At 64.8% G+C, this 21,888-nt stretch carries 19 protein-coding genes and 2 tRNA genes; 14 read left to right on the forward strand and 7 right to left on the reverse strand.

What is annotated here, in order from left to right; translation table 11 throughout:
- Positions 1-10 precede the first annotated feature (10 nt).
- Positions 11-1,012: an asparaginase gene (locus tag GTK01_RS03320; RefSeq protein ID WP_252924786.1), complete on the reverse strand. Its 1,002-nt coding sequence runs from the start codon at positions 1,010-1,012 to the stop codon at positions 11-13.
- Positions 1,013-1,077: 65 nt separating this feature from the next.
- Here GTK01_RS03320 and GTK01_RS03325 point away from each other — a divergent pair, with 65 nt between their 5' ends.
- Positions 1,078-1,815 carry a DUF3750 domain-containing protein gene (locus GTK01_RS03325; RefSeq protein ID WP_252924438.1) on the forward strand — a complete coding sequence of 246 codons (738 nt, stop codon included), beginning with the start codon at positions 1,078-1,080 and terminating at the stop codon, positions 1,813-1,815.
- Positions 1,816-2,032: 217 nt separating this feature from the next.
- Here the strand turns inward: GTK01_RS03325 and GTK01_RS03330 are convergent, their stop codons facing one another.
- Together GTK01_RS03330 and GTK01_RS03335 are read right to left on the reverse strand one after the other, a co-directional pair.
- Positions 2,033-2,704: an SDR family oxidoreductase gene (locus tag GTK01_RS03330; RefSeq protein WP_252924439.1), complete on the reverse strand. Its 672-nt coding sequence runs from the start codon at positions 2,702-2,704 to the stop codon at positions 2,033-2,035.
- The gene (locus tag GTK01_RS03335; protein WP_252924440.1) at positions 2,701-3,867 is read right to left on the reverse strand and encodes an acetyl-CoA acetyltransferase; all 1,167 of its coding nucleotides are present in this window, start codon (positions 3,865-3,867) and stop codon (positions 2,701-2,703) included. Before GTK01_RS03335 ends, GTK01_RS03330 begins: the two co-directional genes overlap by 4 nt.
- A 237-nt stretch (positions 3,868-4,104) precedes the next feature.
- Here GTK01_RS03335 and betI point away from each other — a divergent pair, with 237 nt between their 5' ends.
- From betI to GTK01_RS03380, 9 genes are all read left to right on the forward strand, one after another.
- The gene (betI, locus tag GTK01_RS03340) at positions 4,105-4,728 is read left to right on the forward strand and encodes a transcriptional regulator BetI (RefSeq protein WP_252924441.1); all 624 of its coding nucleotides are present in this window, start codon (positions 4,105-4,107) and stop codon (positions 4,726-4,728) included.
- 17 nt (positions 4,729-4,745) lie between these two features.
- A complete protein-coding gene (betC, locus tag GTK01_RS03345; RefSeq protein ID WP_371924260.1) occupies positions 4,746-6,266 on the forward strand; it encodes a choline-sulfatase in 1,521 nt (506 codons plus the stop codon).
- Between the two features lie 2 nt (positions 6,267-6,268).
- Positions 6,269-7,921 (forward strand): choline dehydrogenase, encoded by a 1,653-nt coding sequence (gene betA / locus GTK01_RS03350; RefSeq protein WP_252924788.1) that lies wholly within the window; start codon positions 6,269-6,271, stop codon positions 7,919-7,921.
- A gap of 63 nt (positions 7,922-7,984) precedes the next feature.
- On the forward strand, positions 7,985-8,131 hold the full coding sequence (locus GTK01_RS03355) for a hypothetical protein (protein WP_252924442.1): 147 nt from the start codon (positions 7,985-7,987) through the stop codon (positions 8,129-8,131).
- A gap of 19 nt (positions 8,132-8,150) precedes the next feature.
- On the forward strand, positions 8,151-9,617 hold the full coding sequence (gene betB / locus GTK01_RS03360) for a betaine-aldehyde dehydrogenase (RefSeq protein WP_252924443.1): 1,467 nt from the start codon (positions 8,151-8,153) through the stop codon (positions 9,615-9,617).
- A 77-nt stretch (positions 9,618-9,694) separates the two neighbouring features.
- Positions 9,695-9,771: transfer RNA gene (locus GTK01_RS03365), tRNA-Pro, on the forward strand.
- A gap of 27 nt (positions 9,772-9,798) precedes the next feature.
- Positions 9,799-10,131, forward strand: coding sequence for a hypothetical protein (locus tag GTK01_RS03370; protein WP_252924444.1), 333 nt, complete (start codon positions 9,799-9,801; stop codon positions 10,129-10,131).
- 153 nt (positions 10,132-10,284) lie between these two features.
- A complete protein-coding gene (locus GTK01_RS03375) occupies positions 10,285-10,494 on the forward strand; it encodes a cold-shock protein (RefSeq protein WP_252924445.1) in 210 nt (69 codons plus the stop codon).
- A gap of 575 nt (positions 10,495-11,069) precedes the next feature.
- On the forward strand, positions 11,070-13,274 hold the full coding sequence (locus GTK01_RS03380; protein WP_252924446.1) for a TonB-dependent hemoglobin/transferrin/lactoferrin family receptor: 2,205 nt from the start codon (positions 11,070-11,072) through the stop codon (positions 13,272-13,274).
- Between the two features lie 51 nt (positions 13,275-13,325).
- Here GTK01_RS03380 and GTK01_RS03385 read toward each other — a convergent pair whose 3' ends face one another.
- Entirely contained in the window at positions 13,326-14,219 is an 894-nt protein-coding gene (locus tag GTK01_RS03385; RefSeq protein WP_252924447.1) for an alpha/beta hydrolase, read from the reverse strand.
- A 252-nt stretch (positions 14,220-14,471) separates the two neighbouring features.
- Here GTK01_RS03385 and GTK01_RS03390 point away from each other — a divergent pair, with 252 nt between their 5' ends.
- Both GTK01_RS03390 and GTK01_RS03395 read left to right on the forward strand, forming a co-directional pair.
- Complete coding sequence (locus GTK01_RS03390; protein ID WP_252924448.1) at positions 14,472-14,888, forward strand: TadE/TadG family type IV pilus assembly protein; 417 nt, start codon at positions 14,472-14,474, stop codon at positions 14,886-14,888.
- Complete coding sequence (locus GTK01_RS03395; protein ID WP_252924449.1) at positions 14,888-16,600, forward strand: TadG family pilus assembly protein; 1,713 nt, start codon at positions 14,888-14,890, stop codon at positions 16,598-16,600. Before GTK01_RS03390 ends, GTK01_RS03395 begins: the two co-directional genes overlap by 1 nt.
- Before the next feature lies 1 nt (position 16,601).
- Here the strand turns inward: GTK01_RS03395 and GTK01_RS03400 are convergent, their stop codons facing one another.
- Positions 16,602-18,230 carry an alpha-D-glucose phosphate-specific phosphoglucomutase gene (locus GTK01_RS03400; RefSeq protein ID WP_252924450.1) on the reverse strand — a complete coding sequence of 543 codons (1,629 nt, stop codon included), beginning with the start codon at positions 18,228-18,230 and terminating at the stop codon, positions 16,602-16,604.
- Positions 18,231-18,415: 185 nt separating this feature from the next.
- Between GTK01_RS03400 and GTK01_RS03405 the strand changes: the two genes are divergently transcribed.
- A tRNA-Gln gene (locus GTK01_RS03405) sits at positions 18,416-18,490 on the forward strand.
- 67 nt (positions 18,491-18,557) lie between these two features.
- Positions 18,558-19,685, forward strand: a complete 1,128-nt coding sequence (locus GTK01_RS03410) for a DegT/DnrJ/EryC1/StrS aminotransferase family protein (RefSeq protein ID WP_252924451.1) — start codon at positions 18,558-18,560, stop codon at positions 19,683-19,685.
- A 208-nt stretch (positions 19,686-19,893) separates the two neighbouring features.
- Here the strand turns inward: GTK01_RS03410 and cysQ are convergent, their stop codons facing one another.
- Entirely contained in the window at positions 19,894-20,703 is an 810-nt protein-coding gene (cysQ, locus tag GTK01_RS03415; protein WP_252924452.1) for a 3'(2'),5'-bisphosphate nucleotidase CysQ, read from the reverse strand.
- 186 nt (positions 20,704-20,889) lie between these two features.
- Positions 20,890-21,879, reverse strand: coding sequence for a UDP-glucose 4-epimerase GalE (gene galE, locus GTK01_RS03420; RefSeq protein WP_252924453.1), 990 nt, complete (start codon positions 21,877-21,879; stop codon positions 20,890-20,892).
- Positions 21,880-21,888 lie beyond the last annotated feature (9 nt).

Consider the following 21,888-nt stretch of genomic DNA (forward strand, 5'->3'; position numbering starts at 1 on the left):
ACGTCGCGGTCTACCCCAGCTCCCCAACCGGCCGTACCGTGCCGACCTCGATGCCGTTCCAGTTGCGCATGACCGGCCGCGCCATGTCCCCGACACGTTCGCCCAGTTCATCCTTCAGCAACCGCGCGAGCAGGGCTGAAACCATCGTCTCGGCCGCCCGCACCGCACCGTCGTCGCATTTCAGCGCAAAGCCCAGGCCCAGTTCCGGCAGCGCGCCGCAATAGACGCCCTCCGCGCCGACCTTGACGAAAATTCGCCCCGCGCCGACGGTCATCAGCCGCGTGTCCATCCGATCCGTGCCCGACACGTAGAATGGCTCGGCCATGCAGGCCGCGATCAGCCGCTTCGCCGCCGCAGCGCGCTTTTCCGCCAGCCCCTGCCCCGTCGCCATCTTCGCAAACCCGCGCGCCAGATCCGCCAGCGGGATCGCGTAGGTGGGGATCGAACAGCCGTCGATGCCGCATGCGTCGGTCGAATGCGGCGCGCCGGTCACGGCCTCCATCGCTTCACGCACCATCTCCTGCGAGCGGTGCTGCGCCTTCACATAGCCGCGATGGTCGATGCCCAGATGCCGGCAGGTGCACACGAAGCCCGAATGCTTGCCCGAACAGTTGTTGTGGAGCGCGGTCGGCGACACGCCGGAGCGCGCCAGCTCGATCATCGCGTCTTGCCCCGTCGGCCAGTGCGCGCCGCATTCGAGCGCGCTTGCATCGAGCCCCGCCCGCGCCAGCATCGACGCCGCCCGGTCTGCATGGCGCGCCTCGCCGGCATGGGAGGCGCAGGCAAGCGCGAGGTCGGCATCCTGGAACCCGTAAGCGTCCGCCGCACCGCTTTCGACGAGCGGCAGCGCCTGTATCGACTTCACCGCCGAGCGCGGGAAGACCGGCCGCGCGACGTCGCCGATCGACAGCACCTGCGCGCCGTCGCCATCGAACACCGACAGCGCACCGCGATGGCGGCTTTCGATCACATTTCCGCGGGTGACTTCGACCAGAACCGGATTCGCCATTATCTTCCCTCAAGACCAACTGCCCGCCACATACCGATTTGCCTGCCCGAAAGGAAGCGTGCCGCTTCATGACCATCGCCCTGCGCTTCGCCCTCGTCGTCTTCGTGTTCTTCCTGCTGCCGGCGCTGGCGACGCTCGCCTGGTGGTCGGTGACCGACCGTCCGGATAGCTGGCGGGGCGCGATGTGGACGTCGTCCGGACTTCTTCCACCTCCCGCAACCGACGATGCCGGCATCTACGTCCTCGCCGCCCGCACCGGCGGGCTCAAGGGCGCTTTGTCGGTGCATAGCTGGATCGTCCTGAAGCGCCCCGGCGAGACGAGCTACGAGCGCTACGATAAGGTCGGCTGGGGCTCGCCGATCCGCCGCAACCATCGCGATGCGGACGGCTACTGGTATTCCAATCCACCCTATGTGGTGCATTCGGTCAGGGGCGAAGCGGCCGAGCAATTGCTGCCCCAATTCGACGCCGCGATCGCCGCCTATCCCTATGCGCAGCCCGGCGGCTACCGCATCTGGCCCGGTCCGAACTCCAACAGCTTCGTCGCCAACGTCCTCGACGCCGTCTCCGCTTTCGGCGGCCGCCTGCCACCGAACGCCGTCGGCCGCGATTTCGCCCCCGGACTGGGCACCTTCGGCATGACCCCCGACGGCCGCGATTTCCGCGTCTCCCTCGGCGGCTATGCCGGCTTCACCATCGGCGCGGCAAGCGGCATCGAGTTTCATTTTCTCGGCTTGGTGGCAGGCGTGGATTTGAAGCGCATCGGGCTGAAGGTGCCGGGCTACGGGACAATCTCGGTGTACTGACCGCAAACGCCAGCGCGCTGCCGATCCACCCCTCCCCACAAAGAGGAGGGGGACGCCAGCGTCGAGCCCAACTTTCAAACTGGATGAGTTGTCTTTCGGTAGATTGCAACGCCGACGCCCTCCCTCCCCCTTGTGGGGAGGGATAAAGGGTGGGGGTCCTCAACCCATCCGCCCCTGTCCGCCTGGCTCGCTCCCGCATGCAAGCCAGCACCAAACCTCACCCCGCCTTCGACATCGCCCCATCGACCATCAGCACATGGCCGCTGACATAGCTCGCATCGGGCGACAGCAAGAATGCCACCGCCCCGGCAACCTCATCCTCATCCGCCGCGCGGCGCAGCGGCAGCGTCTCGACATGCTCGTCGGGGCCGGTGCACACGCAATTCACGCGCACGCCCTTGGGCCCGAGTTCGACCGCAAGCCCCTCCGTCAGCGCGCGGATCCCCGCTTGCGCGACGCCGTAGGCAAGGCGTCCCTGACCCGCCGCGGCGCACAGATTGACAATCGCCAGTTCGTCGCCGCGCCGCTCCACTCCCGCCCGGCAGGCGGTCAGCGTCGCGACGAGGTTCACTTCCAGAACCTCGCGCAAAAACTCGCCGGTCGTCTCGTCGAGCCCGCCGGCAGGCGCATGGCTCGAAGCGTTGACGAGCGCGGCGAGAGGTCCGAAGGCGTCGACGCACTGGTCGAACGCCACCTCCATCTCCTCCTCGTCCGTCAGGTCGGCGCGGATGAAGATCGCGTCCTCGTCGCCCAGCCGCTCCTCGACTTCCGAGATCGCCTCGGCGTCGGCATCAATGATCGCGACCGGCCAGCCATCGTCCAGAAGGCGCTCGGCAACGGCAAAGCCGATGCGGGTCGCTCCTCCGGTGACGATGGCCGGACGCTTCACTTGATCCGCTCGAGGATCGAGACGTAGTTGGCGACCGCCGCGCCGCCCATGTTGAAGATGCCCGCGAGCTTGGCGTTCGGGATCTGGATGCCGCCCGCCTCGCCGGTGAGCTGCATGGCCGACAGCGCATGCATGGAAACACCCGTCGCGCCGATCGGATGGCCTTTGGATTTCAGGCCACCCGAGGGGTTCACCGGCAGCCGTCCGTCTTTCTTGGTCTGGCCCTCGAGCGCGATCTTCCCGCCCTCTCCCCGCTTGGCGAGGCCCATCGCCTCGTATTCGATGAGTTCGGCGATGGTGAAGCAGTCGTGCGTCTCGACGAAGGAGAGGTCGTCCAGCTTCACGCCCGCGTTCTTCAGCGCCCGCGCCCAGGCCGCTTCGGCCCCCTCGAAAAGCAGGATGTCGCGCTTGGACAGCGGCAGGAAGTCCTGAACGTGCTCGTTGGCGCGGAAGGCGACGGCGCGCTTCATGCGCAGCGCGGTCTGCGTGTCGGCGAGCACGATCGCCGCAGCGCCGTCGGAGACGAGCGAACAATCGGTGCGCTTCAGCGGGCCGGCGACGAACGGGTTCTTCTCGCTCTCGTTGCGGCAGAAGTCGAAACCGAAATCGGTGCGCATCTGCGCATACGGGTTTTCGACGCCGTTCTTGTGGTTCTTCGCGGCAATGGTGGCGAGCGCATCCGACTGGTCGCCGTGGCGCTGGAAATAGGACTGCGCAATCCCGCCGAAGACGCCCGCGAACCCGGCCGGCGTGTCGCCTTCTTCGGGCAGGTAGGAGGCCTTCAGAAGATTGCGGCCGACATCCGGCCCCTTGGTCGTCGTCATCTGCTCGACGCCGACGACGAGCACGATCTTGGCGGCATTCGCGTCGATGGCGCGGATGCCCTGGCGCACTGCGGCCGAACCGGTCGCGCAGGCGTTTTCAACGCGCGTCGCGGGTTTGAAGCGCAGGCGGTCGTCGGCCTGCAAGACGAGGCTGGCGGTGAAATCCTGTGCCGAGAAGCCCGCATTGAAGTGCCCGAGCACGATCTCGTCCACGTCCTCCGGCCCGATGCCGGCATGGTCGAGCGCATCCGACGCAACCTTGATTATCAGGCTCTCGACGGTTTCTTCGGGCAGTTTTCCGAACTGGGAATGTGCCCAGCCGACAATGCATGCGGTCATGTTTTCTGGCCTCCTTGGGGTGTGCCGCACCCTACCATGCGTCAACCCGCTGCCGAAACTGGAAATTTGTTCAGTCCTGAACGAACAACGGATGTGCCTTGGATCGCCGCGCGTCCTATCTCACGCACTAAGGACGCTCCAGCACTTTGGAGGCGTCGGCATGCACCCGAACCGGTTTCCACTGGTCGGTCCGCGCTCGTTCTTGATTGATCAGTCAATAAACGTTAAATCCGTTCCATGCCAAAGCTGGGAATGGAACCGCTGCGCCGCAAGGCGCTCATCGACGCCGCCATCGGCGCGATCGGCGAGCGCGGCTCGCTGGACGTCACGATGGCCGAGATTGCCCGGCGTGCGGGCGTGTCCTCCGCGCTCGCGCATCACTATTTCGGCGCCAAGGATGACCTTCTCCATGCCACGATGCGTCACATCCTGGCCAAGCTCGGCCACGACGCCCGCGCCGCGCTCGGCCAGGCAACGACGCCCGAAGCGCGCGTGCGCGCCATCATCGCGGTAAACTTCTCGGCCCAGCAATTCGCGTCCGAGACGATCGCCGCCTGGCTCACATTCTATGTCGAGGCGCAGCGCTCCGAGCGCCTGCGCCGTCTCTTGCGCATCTATGCGCGCCGGCTGCATTCGAACCTGATGAGTGGCCTTCGCCCGCTGACGCCCGACGCCGATCTCGTCGCTGAAAGCATCGCCGCGCTGATCGACGGGCTCTACATCCGCCGCGCCCTCAAGGACGGCGCTCCCGATGCCGCTTCCGCCATCGCGCTCGTCAACGATTATCTCGACCTCAAGATCAAGGCATCGAACGCAAAAGCGGCAACCGATTCTCGGAACCATTCGATACGCAGCCAATAAAGTCCGGGGGGACATCAGTGAAGCCGAACATTCTCATTCTCATGGTCGACCAGTTGACCGGAACGCTGTTTCCGGACGGTCCGGCCGACTTTCTCCATGCCCCGCATCTGAAGGCCCTCGCGGCCCGCTCGGCGCGGTTTTCCGCCAATTACACGGCCTCGCCGCTCTGCGCGCCCGGCCGCGCTTCCTTCATGAGCGGGCAACTGCCCTCGCGCACCCGCGTCTACGACAATGCGGCCGAGTTTCCCTCCGCGATCCCCACTTTCGCGCATCATCTGCGCGCGGCGGGCTACCACACCGCGCTGTCGGGCAAGATGCACTTCGTCGGGCCGGACCAGCTTCACGGTTTCGAGGAACGGCTGACGACCGACATCTACCCCGCCGATTTCGGCTGGACGCCAGACTACCGCAAGCCAGGCGAGCGGATCGACTGGTGGTATCACAATCTTGGCTCGGTCACCGGCGCCGGCGTCGCCGAGATCACGAACCAGATGGAATATGACGACGAGGTCGCCTTCCACGCCGTGCAGAAGCTCCACCAGCTTTCGCGCCTGAGCGAGGACGAGGACCGCCGCCCCTGGTGCCTCACCGTTTCGTTCACCCACCCGCACGATCCCTTCGTCGCGCGGCAGAAATATTGGGATCTCTACGAGGACTGCGCGCATCTGAAGCCGGAGGTCGGCTTCATTCCATACGAAGAGCAGGACCCGCACTCGCAGCGCCTCTACCACGCCAGCGATTACCCGGCCTTCGACATCACCGACGAGGATATCGAGAAGTCGCGCCGCGCCTATTTCGCCAACATCTCCTATGTCGACGATCATGTCGGCGCGATCCTCGCCACGCTCGAGCGCACCCGCATGGCGGACGACACCATCATCCTCTTCTGCTCCGACCATGGCGAGATGCTCGGCGAGCGCGGCCTCTGGTTCAAGATGTCCTTTCTCGAAGGCTCAGCGCGCGTGCCGCTGATGATCGCCGGCAAGGGCATCGCGCCCGGCAACCACGCAACGCCGACCTCGAACCTCGACATCTGCCCCACGCTTTGCGACCTCGCCGGCATCGACATGTCCGCCATCATGCCGTGGACCGATGGCACCTCGCTCAAGCCCCAGATGGGCGGCAACGAGCGCCGCGAGCCGGTCCTGATGGAATACGCCGCCGAAGGGTCCAACGCGCCGATGGTCGCGATCCGCGAGGGCCGGTTCAAGTTCGTCCATTGCGAGATCGACCCGCCGCAACTCTTTGATCTGGAATCGGATCCAGCCGAGCTCGTGAACCTCGCCGCCGATCCGGCCCATGCCGGCCGCGTTGCCGAATTCGTCGCGAAAGTGCGCGCGCGCTGGGACATGGCGCGCTTCGATGCCGAGGTGCGCGAGAGCCAGGCGCGCCGCTGGGTCGTCTATCCGGCGCTGCGCAACGGCGCCTATTACCCGTGGGAATTCCAGCCGCTGCAAAAGGCGTCGGAGCGCTACATGCGCAACCACATGGACCTGAACGTGCTGGAGGACCGCCAGCGCTTTCCGAGAGGCGAATGAACATGCTTGAAGCCGATTACGTCATCGTGGGTTCGGGGTCCGCCGGCGCCGCCATGGCCTACCGCCTGTCCGAGGACGGCAAGAACTCCGTCATCGTCATCGAATATGGAGGCACCGACATCGGACCCTTCATCCAGATGCCGGCCGCGCTCTCCTTCCCGATGAACATGAACCTTTACGACTGGGGCTTCGAAAGCGAGGCGGAGACGCATCTGGGCGGACGCAAACTCGCCACGCCGCGCGGCAAGGTTCTGGGCGGCTCATCCTCGATCAACGGCATGGTCTATGTGCGCGGCCATGCGCGCGATTTCGACCATTGGGCCGACGAAGGCGCGGCCGGCTGGGCCTATGCCGACGTCCTGCCCTACTTCAAGCGCATGGAAACCTCGCATGGCGGCGAGGAAGGCTGGCGCGGCACCGACGGGCCAATGCACGTCAAGCGCGGCCCGCGCCGCAACCCGCTCTACGCCGCCTTCGTCGAGGCCGGCCAGCAGGCTGGTTTCGAAACCACCCAGGACTACAACGGCTCCAAGCAGGAGGGCTTCGGCGCGATGGAGCAAACCATCCATCTCGGCCGCCGCTGGTCCACCGCCAACGCCTATCTGCGCCCTGCCCTCAAGCACCCGAACGTCAGCCTGGTCAGTGGCTTCGTGCGCCGCGTGGTCATCGAGAATCAGCGGGCAACCGGCGTCGAATTCGAGGCGCGCCGGCAGATCCGCTTCGTCCGGGCGAAGCGGGAGGTGATCCTCGCCGCCTCGTCGATCAACTCGCCCAAGCTTTTGATGCTGTCCGGCATCGGCCCGGCCGCGCATTTGACGCAGCACGGCATCAAGGTCGTCGCAGACCGGCCCGGCGTCGGCGCGAACCTGCAGGATCACATGGAACTCTACATCCAGCAGGAATCCACGAAGCCGATCACGCTCTATTCCAAGCTCAACCTCTTCTCCAAGGCGCTGATCGGCGCCGAATGGCTGTTCTTCAAGTCGGGGCTTGGCGCGTCGAACCATTTCGAGGCGGCAGCCTTCCTGCGCTCGAAGCCCGGCGTCGACTATCCCGACATCCAGTATCATTTCCTGCCCGTCGCGATCCGATATGATGGCAAGGCAGCGGCGAAGTCGCATGGCTTCCAGGCCCATGTCGGGCCGATGCGGTCCAAGTCCCGCGGCTCGGTGAGCCTGCGCTCGCCCGACCCGTACGAAAAGCCGGTCATCCGCTTCAACTACATGTCGCATCCCGATGACTGGTCTGACTTTCGCCACTGCATCCGGCTGACGCGCGAGATCTTCGGCCAGGCCGCCTTCGACGAGTTTCGCGGCAGGGAAATCTCGCCCGGCGCCGATGTGACGTCCGACGAGGCGCTCGATGCTTTCATCCGCGACCATGCCGAAAGCGCCTACCATCCCTGCGGCACCTGCCGGATGGGCCGCGCAGACGATCCGAACGCGGTGGTCGACCCCGAGTGCCGCGTGATCGGCGTCGAAGGCCTTCGCGTCGCCGATTCGTCCATCTTCCCGCGCATCACCAACGGCAATCTCAACGCGCCGTCGATCATGGTGGGCGAGAAGGCGGCGGACCATATCCTTGGCCGCCAGCCTCTCAGCCCTTCCAATCAGGAACCCTGGATCAACCCGCGATGGGAGACGTCCGACCGCTAGGCGCGAGCGCGAAACCGCAGTATGCCGACGAGATCGCAATCATGCGTCTCAAGGCAACCAGATATGCAAAAGAACCAGCTCTACATGCTCGTCGGAGCGCTCGCCGTCGTCGTCATCGGCCTCGGCATCTATGTCTATCGCGAGGAAAGCCAACCGGACGGCGTCGAGATCCGCCTCGATGAGAGCGGTGTCTCGGTGGAGCAGAACTGACCAACACAAGGAGAACGGTGTGAAAGCCCAGCCAGAAGCCTCACATTTCATCAACGGCCGCTTCGTCGAGGACGACGGCGGACGCGAGATCGAGGTGATCTACCCCGCCACCGGCGAGGTGATCGCGAAGCTTCACGCCGCGACCTCCAACATCGTCGAGCTGGCGGTCGAAGCGGCCCGCTCGGCGCAGGGCGAATGGGCGCGCCTCAAGCCGATCGAGCGCGGGCGCATCCTGCGCAAGGCGGCCGATCTCCTGCGCGCCCGCAACGAGGAGCTGTCGCGCCTCGAGACGCTCGACACCGGCAAGCCCATTCAGGAAACGCTGGTCGCCGACGCCTCGTCGGCCGCCGACGCGCTCGAATATCTCGGCTCGGTCGTTACCGGCTTCAACGGCGAATACATCGAACTCGGGGGTCCCTTCGCCTATACGCGCCGCGAGCCGCTCGGCGTGTGCGTCGGCATCGGCGCGTGGAACTATCCGATCCAGATCGCGGCATGGAAGTCCGCCCCGGCCCTCGCAATGGGCAACGCGATGGTGTTCAAGCCGTCCGAAACGACGCCCCTCTCCGCCCTTGCGCTCGCCGAACTTTACATCGAGGCGGGTCTTCCCGCCGGCCTCTTCAACGTCGTGCAAGGTTACGGCGATGTCGGCGCCGCCCTCGTTTCCCACGAGCATGTCGACAAGGTCTCGCTCACCGGCTCGGTGCCGACCGGCAAGAAGGTGATGGCCCTCGCGGGCGAGCACATGAAGCACGCGACGATGGAACTGGGCGGAAAGTCGCCGCTCATCGTCTTCGACGACGCGCATCTGGAAAACGCCATCGGCGGCGCGATGCTGGGCAACTTCTATTCCACCGGCCAGGTCTGCTCCAACGGCACGCGCGTCTTCGTTCAGGACGGCGTCTACGACCGCTTTCTCGACCGTCTCGCCCAGCGCGCCAAGACCATCCGCCTCGGCGATCCGCTCGCCATGGATACCCAGATGGGACCGATGGCGAGCCGGGCCCAATTCGACAAGGTGATGGAATACATCCGCATCGGCCGCGACGAGGATGGCGCCCGCCTCCTCACCGGTGGTGGTGCACCCACGATGCAGGGATTCGAGAACGGCAACTTCATCGAGCCGACCGTCTTCGCCGACGTCACCGACCAGATGCGCATTGCGCGCGAGGAGATCTTCGGCCCGGTGATGAGCGTGCTGCGCTTTTCCAGCGAGGACGAGGTGATCGGCCGCGCAAACGATACGCCATTTGGCCTCGCCGCCGGCGTCTTCACCGCCGATCTTTCGCGCGGCCACCGCGTCGTCGGCCAGTTGCAGGCCGGCACCTGCTGGATCAACGCCTACAACCTCACGCCGGTCGAAATGCCCTTCGGCGGGGTCAAGCAATCGGGCATCGGCCGCGAGAATGCGCTCGCCGCGCTCGGCCACTACAGCCAGGTCAAGTCGGTCTATGTCGAGACGGGGGACGTTGCGTCACCTTATTGACGCGTCGATTTCGCGCGAATGGCTGAGCCGGCCCTTGCGGGCTTCTGCAACCCCGGCTATAAGCCCGCCGTCGGTCGCGGAGTGTAGCGCAGCCTGGTAGCGCACCTCGTTCGGGACGAGGGGGTCGCAGGTTCAAATCCTGCCACTCCGACCATCGACACACAGCCATGCAGCCCCGAGCATGGCATTTTTTCCCGAAAGCTCCTATATTGTATCGATGACGGCTCATCGTCGTCCATTCGACCCGGTATTCTGCTCGGTCGGCTCCAACCGAGAGGTGTTTCCGGAAGTGTCTGATCTATCCAATCCCGTCTTCAAGACGACCAAGCCGTCCCCGTCCGCCAAGGCCGACATCACGACGGCGGCTGCGCGCTCGATCATTGATGACGAGGTCACTGCACGCGAAAAGAAGACCGCGCGCCTGCAGCTTTTGCGCATGGAAAAAGAGGCCGCTGAGGCCAAGGAACCGGCGCCTGCGAAGCCGAAGAAGGCCGCGAAGAAAATAAAGGTTTGACTTTTTGGGCTCACGGCCCCACTTTCTGTGTATCGATCTTGCTAGAAGATATTTGTTTTGCGCCACGGCGCCTGCGACGAACGTCCCTCCCATAATCGATCTAAACGGCCCATCAGGGCTAAATTCTACACGAGCGATTCCAAGGAGATCGTTATGCCTACAGGTACCGTTAAGTGGTTCAATTCGACCAAGGGTTTCGGTTTCATTGAGCCCGAGCAGGGCGGTGGCGACGTCTTCGTCCACATTTCGGCCGTCGAGCGTTCGGGCATGAATGGCCTCAACGAAGGCCAGAAGATTTCGTTCGAAATCGTCCAGGACCGTCGTTCGGGCAAGAATTCGGCCGAAAACCTCAAGGCCGTCTAATAGAATTCGGCCGGCGTCGCGCCACGCGCATCCTGGATGCGCGACGAGCATGCTCAGACGCCGTCGATATGCCTGATCGGAATTGCTGACCACGGATGTACTGGCAGCACGTTTCCTCAGGCTACGTAAAGGTCGGGTTCAGCCCGGCCTTTTTTGTGTCTTGCAGCTTTTCCCGATTTCCGCCGCGTCCCTCCGTTTCTGATGGCATGATCGCTGCGATCTGTCACACTGGGGACCGGAGCCGCTTCGGCTCGGAGGAATCCCCCATGAAGCAAGTGCGCCTTTCCGCTTTCGAGTGGGTGCTGGGCGGCATCGCTGCCGCAACGCTCGGCTCTTTCCTCTACATCTTCCTCACCAGCATGCACTGGTAACTCGGCGCGGACGGCATGGATTCGCTAATCGGACTGCCATGAAAGCACCGCAAATTTGCCGGAATCAATGTTGACTTTTTAAGTCAAGTTAACTTATCACCGACGAAGCCGGTTGCGCGACTATGCGCGCCCGGCCGACAGCCACCGCGACTTCTGTTTCGCCGGCAGCCAACTCCCGAAACAGTCGAGTCACGAGAGATCACCATGGCAGCGCGCCACGGCATGGCCGTCCTTCTTGCATGTTCAACCATCTTCACGCCGCTTGCGGCTGGCGTCGTCCTCGCCCAGTCGACCGACGACCAGATCGACGCCGGCTACACGGCGCTGCGCGAAATAATCGTCCAAGGTGGTCGGCGGGCCAGTCCCAACCCGGTCGCCGATACGCCGCTCGCCTCCAGCGTCGAGCGTTCGGAGATCGAGAGCCGGCAGATCACCAGCATCGAGGATCTGGGCCGCAGTCTCGAGCCGGGCGTCGGGTTCAATCGCGCCACCGGCGCGGTGAACATCAGGGGGCTGGAGGGACCACGCGTGCTGACGATGATCGACGGCATTCCGGTCCCGTACCTCGCCGATGCAACGCGCGGTGCATCCGGCGGCGTCGATCTGTTCGATTTCACCTCGCTGTCGGGCGTGGACATCGTGCGCGGGTCGGATTCGAGCAGGGCCGGCCCCGGGGCGCTCGGCGGCGTGCTCGGCCTGCGAACGCTCGAACCGGACGATCTCATCCGCAATGGACGCTCCTGGGGCGGTTTCACCTCGCTGACCTATGACGGATCTGATCGCAGCTTGCGGCCATCGGTGGCTCTGGCCCGCCGGGCGGGCGATACCTCCGTCCTTCTCCAGGGCTCCTATGCCCGCGGCAACGAGCGTGAGAACAAGGGGTCGCTCGACACGTACGGCTCCGCCCGCACGCTTCCCAACCCGTCCGATTTCGACCAGCACAATCTGATCTTCAAGCTGCGGCACGAGCTTGATGGCGGCCACCGGATCGGCCTGACCGCGGAGCGCTTCCGGCGCGAACGCGAAACCGACTCGCGGACCAATCAGGGAACCACAGCGCGCGACAATTTCCGGCCGGGTGACTACACCGCGCTTGAAGAGGGCGCGCGCGACCGGGTCTCGCTCGATTACGCCTATGATGGCGGCGGGATCTTCGATAGCGCGGCCGCCTCGCTCTACTGGCTCGATCAGCAGCGCGGCACGGGATATGAGGGCTTCCGCTCCGTCTCCGTCGTCGGCCCGATCACCCGGCTCAACACCTATGACGAGACGACGGTCGGCATTGTCGGTTCCGGCGAGAAGCTGTTCGACACGGGGCGCCTGACGCATCGCCTGGTCATGGGCCTCGATCTTTCCGGATCGACGTCGGAGCAATATTCGGCTGGAACGGACAACTGCTCGGTGCGCTTCGAATCCGCCTGCAATTTCCTCCACACCAATCAGGCGGACGAGCCGAGGATCGACAGCAGGAAAGTCGGGCTTTTCGTCGACGATGAAATCGGCTTCGGCGACAGCGGCATCTACCTTACTCCGGGTGCGCGCCTGGATTGGGTAGAGCGCACGCCGGAAATGACCGACGCTTTCGCGCGTAACGCTACCCGCCCCGCTCTTCCCGGTTCGTTCTCCGATTCTGCGGTTTCGCCGAAGCTCAGGCTCGGCTACCGGCCGAACGAGCTCACTGAATTCTACGGCCAGTGGGCAATGGGCTTCCGTGCGCCGACATCGGGCGAGCTCTACAGCAATTTCGGCGGACCCGGCACATATCTGCGTCGCGGCAATGCGAACCTCGTCTCGGAAACGAGCCAGGGCTTCGAGATCGGCGCCCGCTTCGGCGACGACGACTTCTCCTTCCGCACCAGCCTGTTCCACAACAGCTACCGCAACTTCATCGATGCGGAACTCGCCGCCGAACAGAACCGCAGGGTCTATCCGTTCGGCATCACCGAATTTCGCAATATCGACCGTGTGCGCATTTCCGGTTTCGAGCTGAGTGCCCACAAGCGATTCCTCAGCGGCCTGCACATTGGCGGCTCGCTGGCCTATGCGCGCGGCGAGAACCTTGCCACCGGCACCGGGCTCGGTTCGGTCGCACCGGTCAAGGGCGTGGTCAATGTCGGCTATGCTGCCGAGAACTGGGGCACCGATCTGACCTTCATCGGCGTCCAGGGAGTCTCAGACAATTCGGACGCCACCTTCAAGGCGCCGGGCTACGGCATCGTCGACGTCACGGCATGGTGGAAGCCTGAGCAACTGGAGGGCTTCACCATTCGCGGCGGGGTCAACAATCTCTTCGACCGGGAATATTACGACGCGATCAATGTGCGAAACTCATCGCCCACCCTCGCCAACCGCAGCTACTTCTCCGAGCCGGGCCGGCATTTCAAGGTGTCGCTCGCCAAGGAGTTCTGATCCGGGCCCGCAATCATGCGGGTTGTTCGACCATCCGAGGAGGGTGATTGGTCAGTGGACGCTGCTGGCCGGCATGACATGCGGCGCATCGCCATAGGCCATGTCGGTCTGCGTGTCGGCCAACGGCGCCCCTAGCCGGGCGAGGAAGCCCTGCACCGCCGCCGCGCCGCCCTTGCGGATCAGGTTCAGATGGTTGCCGTCCGGAACCACGACCAGCGAGGCGTGGTCCGCGTTGATCGACGCCAGCCGCTCGGCAAAGCGTGCCGGTGTGATCTGGTCCTTGCCGCCGGCGAGGATCAGGATCGGCGCGTCGACATTGCCGATGCGCGAGCGCGTGTCGAATTTGGTGCGCACCAGCCATTCGGGCACCTGCGAGAATTGCTGGCGCACCGCGTCGCCGAATGTCGTGAAAGGCGCCTCGAGCACGAGGCCCAGCGTCTCGGCGCGCGCGGCAACGTAGCTCGCGACGCCCGTTCCCATCGAATAGCCGTAGATGATGACGCCGCTTGGCGCGAGGTCGTCGACGGCGATGCGCTCCATCATCGCCGACGCGTCGGCATACAGCATCGTCTCGCTCGGCAGCCCCGGATTGCCGCCATAGCCGCGATAGCCCGTCAGGAGCAGGCCATAGCCCTCTTCCGCGATCGCCGTCAGGTGGCGCGGCTTGTAGATGATGTCACCCAGCCGGTCCGGGAAATAGACGATCAGCGGCTTGCCGGGCTGCGGCGCAAAGTAATAGGAGCGCAGCTTCAGCCCGTCGGACGCGGTCAGTTCGATCGGCTCGAGCTTCAGCTTGCTGTCGAATTTCAGGATATCGAGCGCCAGCCGGTCGCGGAAAAGCACATATTCGGGAACGGTGTGCGCAGCGGTTGCCCAGGCGGCGACGAGAAGCATGATCAGCGTGGCAAAGACCCGCGCCTGCTTCCTGCGTTTTCCCTTCCGCATGATCATCCCGGCCACTCACCTCCGTGACGCGATTCGACGCTGCCAAACATCATGTCTCACAATTAGACCGATTTATGGTTACTGCGCGACACATTCTGTGAGAAGCGCGCACGAAGCTAACGCTGCCGTTGCGTCCGCGCCACAGACGCGTCGGCGCCGCAAACCCTGCCACTACAATTCATGCGTGCATTTTGACGATTCATTCGCATTTGATTGCAATCATGACGTGCATTCGAAGCACGGAGACAACCAATGAAATCGCGGTGGGCATGCAATAGGGGAACGGCGGCGGTAGAGTTCGCAATCCTGTCGCCTATCTATCTGATGTTCCTGTTCGGGATGATCGCCTTCGGCATCTATCTTGGCGCTTCGCATTCGGTGCAGCAGCTTGCGTCCGAGGCGGCGCGCCTGTCGGTCGCCGGGCTGAGCGAGGCCGAACGTCGCGAGATGGCGCTCGCCTACATCGCCAGCCATTCGCAGGGCTACGGCCTCGTCGATCCGGAAAAGCTGGCCATCACCGTTTCGGATAGCCCGTCCGACAATTCGCGCTTCGTGGTCGATCTGCGCTATGACGCGCGGCATCTGCCGATCTGGAACCTTTTCGACGGCCTCGTCCTGCCCTCGACCACCATCGAGCGCCGCTCGACCGTCCGGGTCGGAGGCGTATGATGCGGCGCGCACTTCTTAGTCTTGCCCGCGACCGGCGCGGCAACTTCGCCACCATGACGGCGCTGGTCAGCCCTGTGCTGATCGTCGTGGCTGCGCTTGGCGTCGATGCAGGCTCCTTCTTCGTCGAGCGCCGCAGCGCGCAGAACCTGACCGACCTCGCCGCGATGACCGCCGCCCGCGCACCCGCCCGCGCGGCGCAAGCCGCCGAGGCAGTCTTCGCCGACAATGGCTTGGAAGACGTCATCATCGTTGCGCTCAACGGCCCGCAACCTGTCGAGGGCGCGCCCGAAGCGAAGAACGCACAGACCAGGCAGGTCACCGTAACGCCGGGCACCTACTCGCCTGACCCTGACATCCCTGCCGACAACCGCTTCGTTCCCGGCATCGAACCGGCCAACGCCGTGCGTGTCGAACTCAAGACCCGAGCAACGCGGTTCTTCTCCGTTTCGCTGGTCGACGCCCCGGTCATCCGCACCTCCGCCGTCGCATCGATGGTGCCGAAGGCGTCCTTTTCCATCGGCTCGCGTCTTGCAAGCCTGGAGGGCGGCATCGCCAACATGCTGCTGACGCAGCTTCTCGGCTCCAGCATCAGCCTCAACGCGATGGACTACCGCGCGATTCTCGACACCGATGTCGACCTTCTCGCTTTTTCCGAAGCGCTCGGCGTCCAGGCGAAGTTGACCGCCGCCACCTATGACGAGCTGCTGAGCGCGGACGTCGCCATGCGCGATGTCCTGCGCGCGCTCTCACAGACGCCCGGCGTCGGCCTTGCCTCCCGCACAGTCCTTCAGCGCCTCGCCAACGCCGTTCCCGCGGCTCGAGAACTGCCGCTGCGCAAGCTTCTCGATCCGGGCATGCTGGAGGTCGTGCGCATTGATGGCGTTTCCACCGGTCTCGATGCCGGCGTCGGCGCCGTCCAGCTTCTCAACGCGGCCGCAGCCCTTGCCAACGGCGCCAATCAGGTCGCGCTGGACCTCGGCGGCTCGATCCCTGGCCTTCTCGACCTGACGGCCACCGTCGCGATCGGCGAGCCGCCGCAGGGCAAGTCCTGGTTCGCGCTCGGCCCGGCCGGCACCATCGTGCGCACGGTCCAGACGCGCATCCGCCTCGATGCGCGCATCGGCCCGCTGCTGGGCGTCGGCGTTCATGTGCCGCTCTTCGTCGATGTCGCCTATGGCGAAGCCAAGCTGCAATCGGCCTCCTGCCCGACTGGCCGTCCGGACAGCGCCCGCGCCAGCGTCGAAGCCAGGCCCGGCATCGTCGAACTGCACCTTGCCGATGCCGATACGGCGCGCATGCACGATTTCAGCCGCCTGCCGCGGCTCAGCGACGCGCGGCTCCTGCATGTGCCGATCTTGCTGACCGTCAATGGCCGCGCCCATGCGGCAGCAACCAACATGGCGGCCGACACGCTCCAGTTCACCGCCACCGACATCTCCGCTGAAACCGTCAAGACCGTGCGGACGCGCAACACGCTCCAGACCCTCTCGGGCTCGCTCCTGTCCAACCTCAGGCTGGAGGTCAAACCGCTCGGCCTCGGCCTGGGCATCCCGTCCGGCATCACCGGGTCGCTCGGCGGCCTCGTCGGCAACACGCTTGGCGCGGTCGATCCCGTGGTCGACGGCGTCCTCGCCGCCCTCGGCATCTCGCTCGGCGAAGCCGACATCCGCGTCCACCACGTCGACTGCGGCCGTCCGGTGCTGGTTCAGTGAGCTAGGTGATCACGGTCGGCGCATCCCGGCCCGTCCGCTTGCGAATGCCCGCGATTGCCTCGGCCGCCTTTATCAGGTCCGCCAGCGCGTCCTGCGTGTCGAGGTCGAGGCGGCCGCCGGCCGGCTCGAAGCGTTCGATATAAACGCGTAGCGTCGCCCCTTCCGTGCCGGTGCCCGACAGGCGGAAGACGACGCGCGAGCCGCCCTCGAAGAGGATGCGGATGCCCTGCTTTTCCGTCACCGATTGGTCGACCGGGTCGCGATAGGCGAAGTCGTCGGCCTGCGCGACGGCGAGGCCCGCGAAGATCTGGCCGGAGAGCTGGTCGAGCCGCCCGCGCAGATCGTCCATCAGCGCATTGGCCGCGCCCGCGTCGACCGCCTCGTAGTCGTGCCGCGAGTAATAGTTGCGTCCGAACCGCGCCCAGTGCCCGCGCATGATATCGGCGACGCTTTCCTTGCGCGCAGCAAGGATGTTGAGCCAGAGCAGCACGGCCCACAGCCCGTCCTTCTCGCGCACATGGTCGGAGCCCGTGCCGGCGCTTTCCTCGCCGCAGATGGTCACCTTGCCGGCGTCGAGCAGGGAGCCGAAGAACTTCCAGCCCGTCGGCGTCTCGTAGAGTTCGATGCCGAGAGCCGTGGCCACCTCGTCGGCCGCTGCGCTCGTCGGCATGGAGCGCGCGATTCCCACCGGCCCGTTCGCATAGCCGGGCGCCAGATGCATGTTCGCCGCCAGAACGGCCAGTGAATCGGAAGGCGTAACGAACATGCCCTTGCCGATGATCAGGTTGCGATCGCCATCGCCGTCCGACGCCGCGCCGAAATCGGGCGCATCGGGCGACATCATCAGGTCGTAAAGTTCCTTGGCATGGACCAGATTGGGGTCCGGGTGATGCCTGCCGAAATCTTCCAAAGGCACCGCGTTGCGCGCCGTGCCCTTCGCCGCGCTGAGCCTTCTTTCGAGGATCTCCACCGCATAGGGCCCGGTCACCGCGTGCATGGCATCGAACGCCATCGTGAAACCCGACGCGAAATAGGCGCGGATCGCGTCGAAGTCGAACAGCGTCTCCATCAGCGCGGCATAGTCGGCGACCGGATCGACCACCTCCACCGTCATGCCGCCGATCTCGCTCGATCCGACCGCGTCGATCTCCACGTCGCCGACCTGCGCGATCGCGTAGCGGTCGATCACCTTCGAGCGCTCGTGGATCGCGTTGGTCAATTTCTCAGTCGCCGGCCCGCCATTGCCGGCATTGTACTTGATGCCGAAATCTTCCGTCGGCCCGCCCGGGTTGTGGCTTGCCGATAGAACGATGCCGCCAAACGCCTCGTTCTTTCGGATCAGTTGCGAGACGGCCGGCGTCGACAGGATGCCGCTCCGCCCGACGATGACGCGACCGAACCCGTTGGCCAGCGCCATCTTGATAACTATCTGGATGACTTCGCGGTTGTAGAACCGCCCATCGCCTCCAAGCACCAGCGTCTGGCCGCGATAGCCGGCCAGCGAATCGAAAATCGACTGAACGAAGTTTTCGACATAGTTCGGCTGCTGGAAGACGGGCACCTTCTTGCGCAATCCCGAAGTCCCCGGCTTCTGGTCGTCGAAGGGGGTGGTCTCGATGATGGCGATCATGAAAGTTCAGTCTCCATTGGTCCGGTCCCGCCTTTTGCCCGCTTTCGGCTTGAATTGCCAGCATCAAGGCGCTGCTGCCGCGCGCTCCAAACCGACGCATAGCGGTTTCAGTTCCGTCACCTGCGGCGGCTGATTTTGCGCTTTACCTGCAGGGGTCGGCACGATATTCACACATCCGCTCGCAATGGGGCGTAGCCAAGCGGTAAGGCAGCGGTTTTTGGTACCGCCATTCCCTGGTTCGAATCCAGGCGCCCCAGCCACCTCCCGGATGCTCTGCCGCAAATCGGCACCAAGCCGCCATCCGGCAAGTTCGGATTGACCACGTCCATGCAGTTCATCGATCTCGGCGCCCAGCGCGACCGCATTGCCGACCGTCTCAAGACCGCCATCGACAAGGTCGTCGCCGAGGGGCGCTACATTCTCGGCCCCGAGGTCGGCGAATTCGAGCAGCGGCTGGCCGATTATGTCGGCGTCGATCACGTGGTCGCCTGCGCCAACGGCACCGACGCGCTTCTCCTGCCGCTCTACGCCTCCGGCATCGGGCCGGGCGACGCGGTCTTCGTGCCGAGCTTCACCTTCGCCGCGACGGCCGAAGTCGTCGCGCTCGCCAAGGCCGAGCCGATCTTCGTCGACGTCGATCCCGACACCTACAATATCGACATCGCCAGCCTCGAAGCCGCGATCGGCATGGTGAAATCCGAAGGACGCCTGACGCCGAAGGCGATCATCCCGGTCGACCTCTTTGGCCTTGCCGCCGATTACGATGCGATCGACGCCATTGCCAAACGCGAAAACCTCCTCGTCATCGAAGACGCCGCGCAGTCGATCGGCGGCATCCGGAACGGGACGAAATGCGGCGCGTTCGGCCATGTCGGCTCGACCAGCTTCTATCCCGCCAAGCCGCTTGGCTGCTATGGCGACGGCGGCGCGATGTTCACCAACGACGCGGCCTTCGCCGAGAAGCTTCGCTCCTTCGCGTTCCACGGCAAGGGCGAGACGCAATACGACAACGTCCATATCGGCGTGAACTCGCGCCTCGACACGATCCAGGCCTCGATCCTGATCGAAAAGCTCGCCATCCTCGAAGACGAGATGGAAGCGCGCGACCGCATCGCGCGTCGCTACAACGATGCGCTCGGCGATGTCGTCAAGGTCCCGCATCTGCCGGAGGGCAACCGTTCGGCCTGGGCACAGTTCGCCATCGAGCATTCGGCCCGCGACGGCCTCAAGGCGCATCTCCAGTCAGACGGCATTCCTTCGGTCATCTACTACGTGAAGCCGCTCCACCTGCAGGCCGCCTACAAGCACTTCCCCCGCACGCCTGCCGGCCTGCCGGTTTCCGAGGGCCTGTCGTCGCGCATCCTCTGCCTTCCGATGCACCCCTATCTGTCGGAAGCCGATCAGGACAAGATCATCCAGTCGATCCGCAATTTCGTCAAGCGCAACGCGGAGTAGAGAAGTGGCCGGCTTGAGCAAGCCGACTCTTTCCATCGGACCCCCACCCTCTATCCTCCCCACAAGGGGGAGGGGATTCGTCAGCGTCGCATTCTTCCTTCAATCCGGGTGCAAGGCTGACTGTCAGATCGCGACGCGTATGCCCTCCCTCCCCCTTGTGGGGAGGGATTAAGGGGTGGGGGTCCCCTTCGCAAAAACCACCCGGCCCTTACCCCTCCAGATCCACCCCACAATCCGAGATGAACCACGGATTGGCAAACGCAGCCGCCTCCGGCTTGCCGAAGCAGCCATACCTCAGCGCCTCGCCGTCGAGCGTGCGCGTGCGCCCGCCCGCAGCGCGCAACACCGCGTCGCCCGCCGCCGTGTCCCATTGCATCGTCGGCCCGAAGCGCGGGTAGAAATCCGCATTGCCGCTCGCGATCAGGCAGAATTTGAGCGATGAGCCGACCGACACGATCTCGGCCTGCGGCAGCTTTGCCAGATAGTCGTTCGTCTCGATCGTGCGGTGCGAGCGGCTGGCCACCACCAGCGGCGTCGGTCCCGGCCTTTGCGTGCGGGTTTCGCGCCGCCCAGCGATCTCGTGCCTATCGGTCGTGCGCGCCATCTCGCATCGGCCCGGCCGACCGAGATAGAGCTGATGGCGCGCCGGCGCATAGACAACGCCGAGGACCGGCTCGCCATCGACGACGAGCCCGATATTGACGGTGAAGTCCTCCGAGCGGTTGACGAATTCACGCGTGCCGTCGAGCGGATCGACGAGGAAGAACATGCTTCCGAGCTCGGCGGGCATCAGACCCGCGCTCACCTCTTCCTCGGCGACGATCGGAATGTGTGGAAAATCGCGCCGCAGGCCTTCCAGAATGATGCGCTCGGCCTCGCGGTCGGCCCAGGTCACCGGGCTGTCGTCTCTCTTGGTCTCGACCGCGCAGCCGCCGTTATAGGCATCCATCACGATCCGTCCCGCGGCCAGCGCCAAAGGTTCGAGCTGCGTCAGTGCCTCGCCATAGTCCATCTTCATTCAGCGCCCGCCAGTCTCGCGCGTCCCTTCGTCGGTCCTAGCAGATAATTCCAGACGCATCGCCCCAATCGCAAGCTGCGTGAGCCGAAAATGGCAGGCTTTGAAAATCGGAGCGGAGCGGGCATTCGGTAAGTGAGCACCGGAAGCGGAAAAGACTGCCATTTTCAGGCCGCTTAGGGGCGGTTCCTAGGCGACGTTGAGGTGGCGCAGATGCTCTTCCCACTGCACCGCGTGGGCGACGATGGTTTCGAGGTCGGCGTGGCTTGGCTGCCAGCCTAGCTCGGCGTTGGCGCGTGAGGGGTCGGCAACGATGGAAACGGCATCGCCGGCGCGGCGCGGGCCGGTGCGGACCTCGAAGTCGCGGCCGACCACGCGCTTGACCGCGTCGATCACCTCAAACACCGAATAGCCCGTGCCATAGCCGCAATTGGCCGTCAGGTTCCCGCCGCCTGCCCGCAGGCGCGCAAGCGCAAGCGCATGGGCGTCGACAAGGTCGCTGACATGAATGTAGTCGCGCACGCAGGTCCCATCCGGCGTCGGATAGTCGGTGCCGTAGACGTCCATTCCTGCGCGTTTGCCGGTCGCCGCTTCCGCCGCAACCTTTATCAGATGCGTCGCGCCCTTGGTCGACTGTCCTGTCCGCAGGCCCGGATCGGCGCCCGCGACGTTGAAATAGCGCAGAACCGTATAGCCCAGTTCATGCGCGGCGGCCGTGTCACGCAGCATGATCTCAGTCATCAGCTTGGAGGTGCCGTAGGGCGATTCCGGCTTCAGTTCGGCGCTTTCCCTCACCGGCGAGGCGGCGGGCGTGCCGTAGACGGCAGCGGTCGAGGATAAGATGAAATGCGGCACGGCCGAGCGCACCGCGCTTTCGATCAGCGCGCGCGATTTGACCGTGTTGTTCTGGTAATAGCCAAGCGGATCGGCGACAGAATCCGGCACGACGATCGAGCCTGCGAAATGGATGATCGCATCGACATTGCGCCGCTTGATCGTGGACTCCACCAGTTCCTGGTTGGCGATGTCACCGACGACGAGCTCGGCTTCCGCCGGCACCGCCCAGTGAAACCCGGTCGACAGCCGGTCGAGCACGACCACCTCCTCGCCCTGGTCGAGCAGGCGCCACACCATGTGCGATCCGATATAGCCGGCGCCGCCGGTCACGAGAACGGTCATCAGAAGCCT

The sequence above is a fragment of the Aliihoeflea sp. 40Bstr573 genome (assembly GCF_024105655.1).
In the GTDB taxonomy this organism is placed as follows: domain Bacteria; phylum Pseudomonadota; class Alphaproteobacteria; order Rhizobiales; family Rhizobiaceae; genus Aliihoeflea.

What these genes read in the sequence shown, in the direction of transcription:
- GTK01_RS03325 (WP_252924438.1), top strand. Translation starts at nt 1,078, where the DNA reads ATGACCATCGCCCTGCGCTTCGCCCTCGTCGTCTTCGTGTTCTTCCTG.
- GTK01_RS03335 (WP_252924440.1), bottom strand. Translation starts at nt 3,867, where the DNA reads ATGACCGCATGCATTGTCGGCTGGGCACATTCCCAGTTCGGAAAACTG.
- betI (WP_252924441.1), top strand. Translation starts at nt 4,105, where the DNA reads ATGCCAAAGCTGGGAATGGAACCGCTGCGCCGCAAGGCGCTCATCGAC.
- betA (WP_252924788.1), top strand. Translation starts at nt 6,269, where the DNA reads ATGCTTGAAGCCGATTACGTCATCGTGGGTTCGGGGTCCGCCGGCGCC.
- GTK01_RS03355 (WP_252924442.1), top strand. Translation starts at nt 7,985, where the DNA reads ATGCAAAAGAACCAGCTCTACATGCTCGTCGGAGCGCTCGCCGTCGTC.
- GTK01_RS03370 (WP_252924444.1), top strand. Translation starts at nt 9,799, where the DNA reads ATGGCATTTTTTCCCGAAAGCTCCTATATTGTATCGATGACGGCTCAT.
- GTK01_RS03375 (WP_252924445.1), top strand. Translation starts at nt 10,285, where the DNA reads ATGCCTACAGGTACCGTTAAGTGGTTCAATTCGACCAAGGGTTTCGGT.
- GTK01_RS03380 (WP_252924446.1), top strand. Translation starts at nt 11,070, where the DNA reads ATGGCAGCGCGCCACGGCATGGCCGTCCTTCTTGCATGTTCAACCATC.
- GTK01_RS03385 (WP_252924447.1), bottom strand. Translation starts at nt 14,219, where the DNA reads ATGCGGAAGGGAAAACGCAGGAAGCAGGCGCGGGTCTTTGCCACGCTG.
- GTK01_RS03390 (WP_252924448.1), top strand. Translation starts at nt 14,472, where the DNA reads ATGAAATCGCGGTGGGCATGCAATAGGGGAACGGCGGCGGTAGAGTTC.
- GTK01_RS03395 (WP_252924449.1), top strand. Translation starts at nt 14,888, where the DNA reads ATGCGGCGCGCACTTCTTAGTCTTGCCCGCGACCGGCGCGGCAACTTC.
- GTK01_RS03400 (WP_252924450.1), bottom strand. Translation starts at nt 18,230, where the DNA reads ATGATCGCCATCATCGAGACCACCCCCTTCGACGACCAGAAGCCGGGG.
- GTK01_RS03410 (WP_252924451.1), top strand. Translation starts at nt 18,558, where the DNA reads ATGCAGTTCATCGATCTCGGCGCCCAGCGCGACCGCATTGCCGACCGT.
- cysQ (WP_252924452.1), bottom strand. Translation starts at nt 20,703, where the DNA reads ATGAAGATGGACTATGGCGAGGCACTGACGCAGCTCGAACCTTTGGCG.
- galE (WP_252924453.1), bottom strand. Translation starts at nt 21,879, where the DNA reads ATGACCGTTCTCGTGACCGGCGGCGCCGGCTATATCGGATCGCACATG.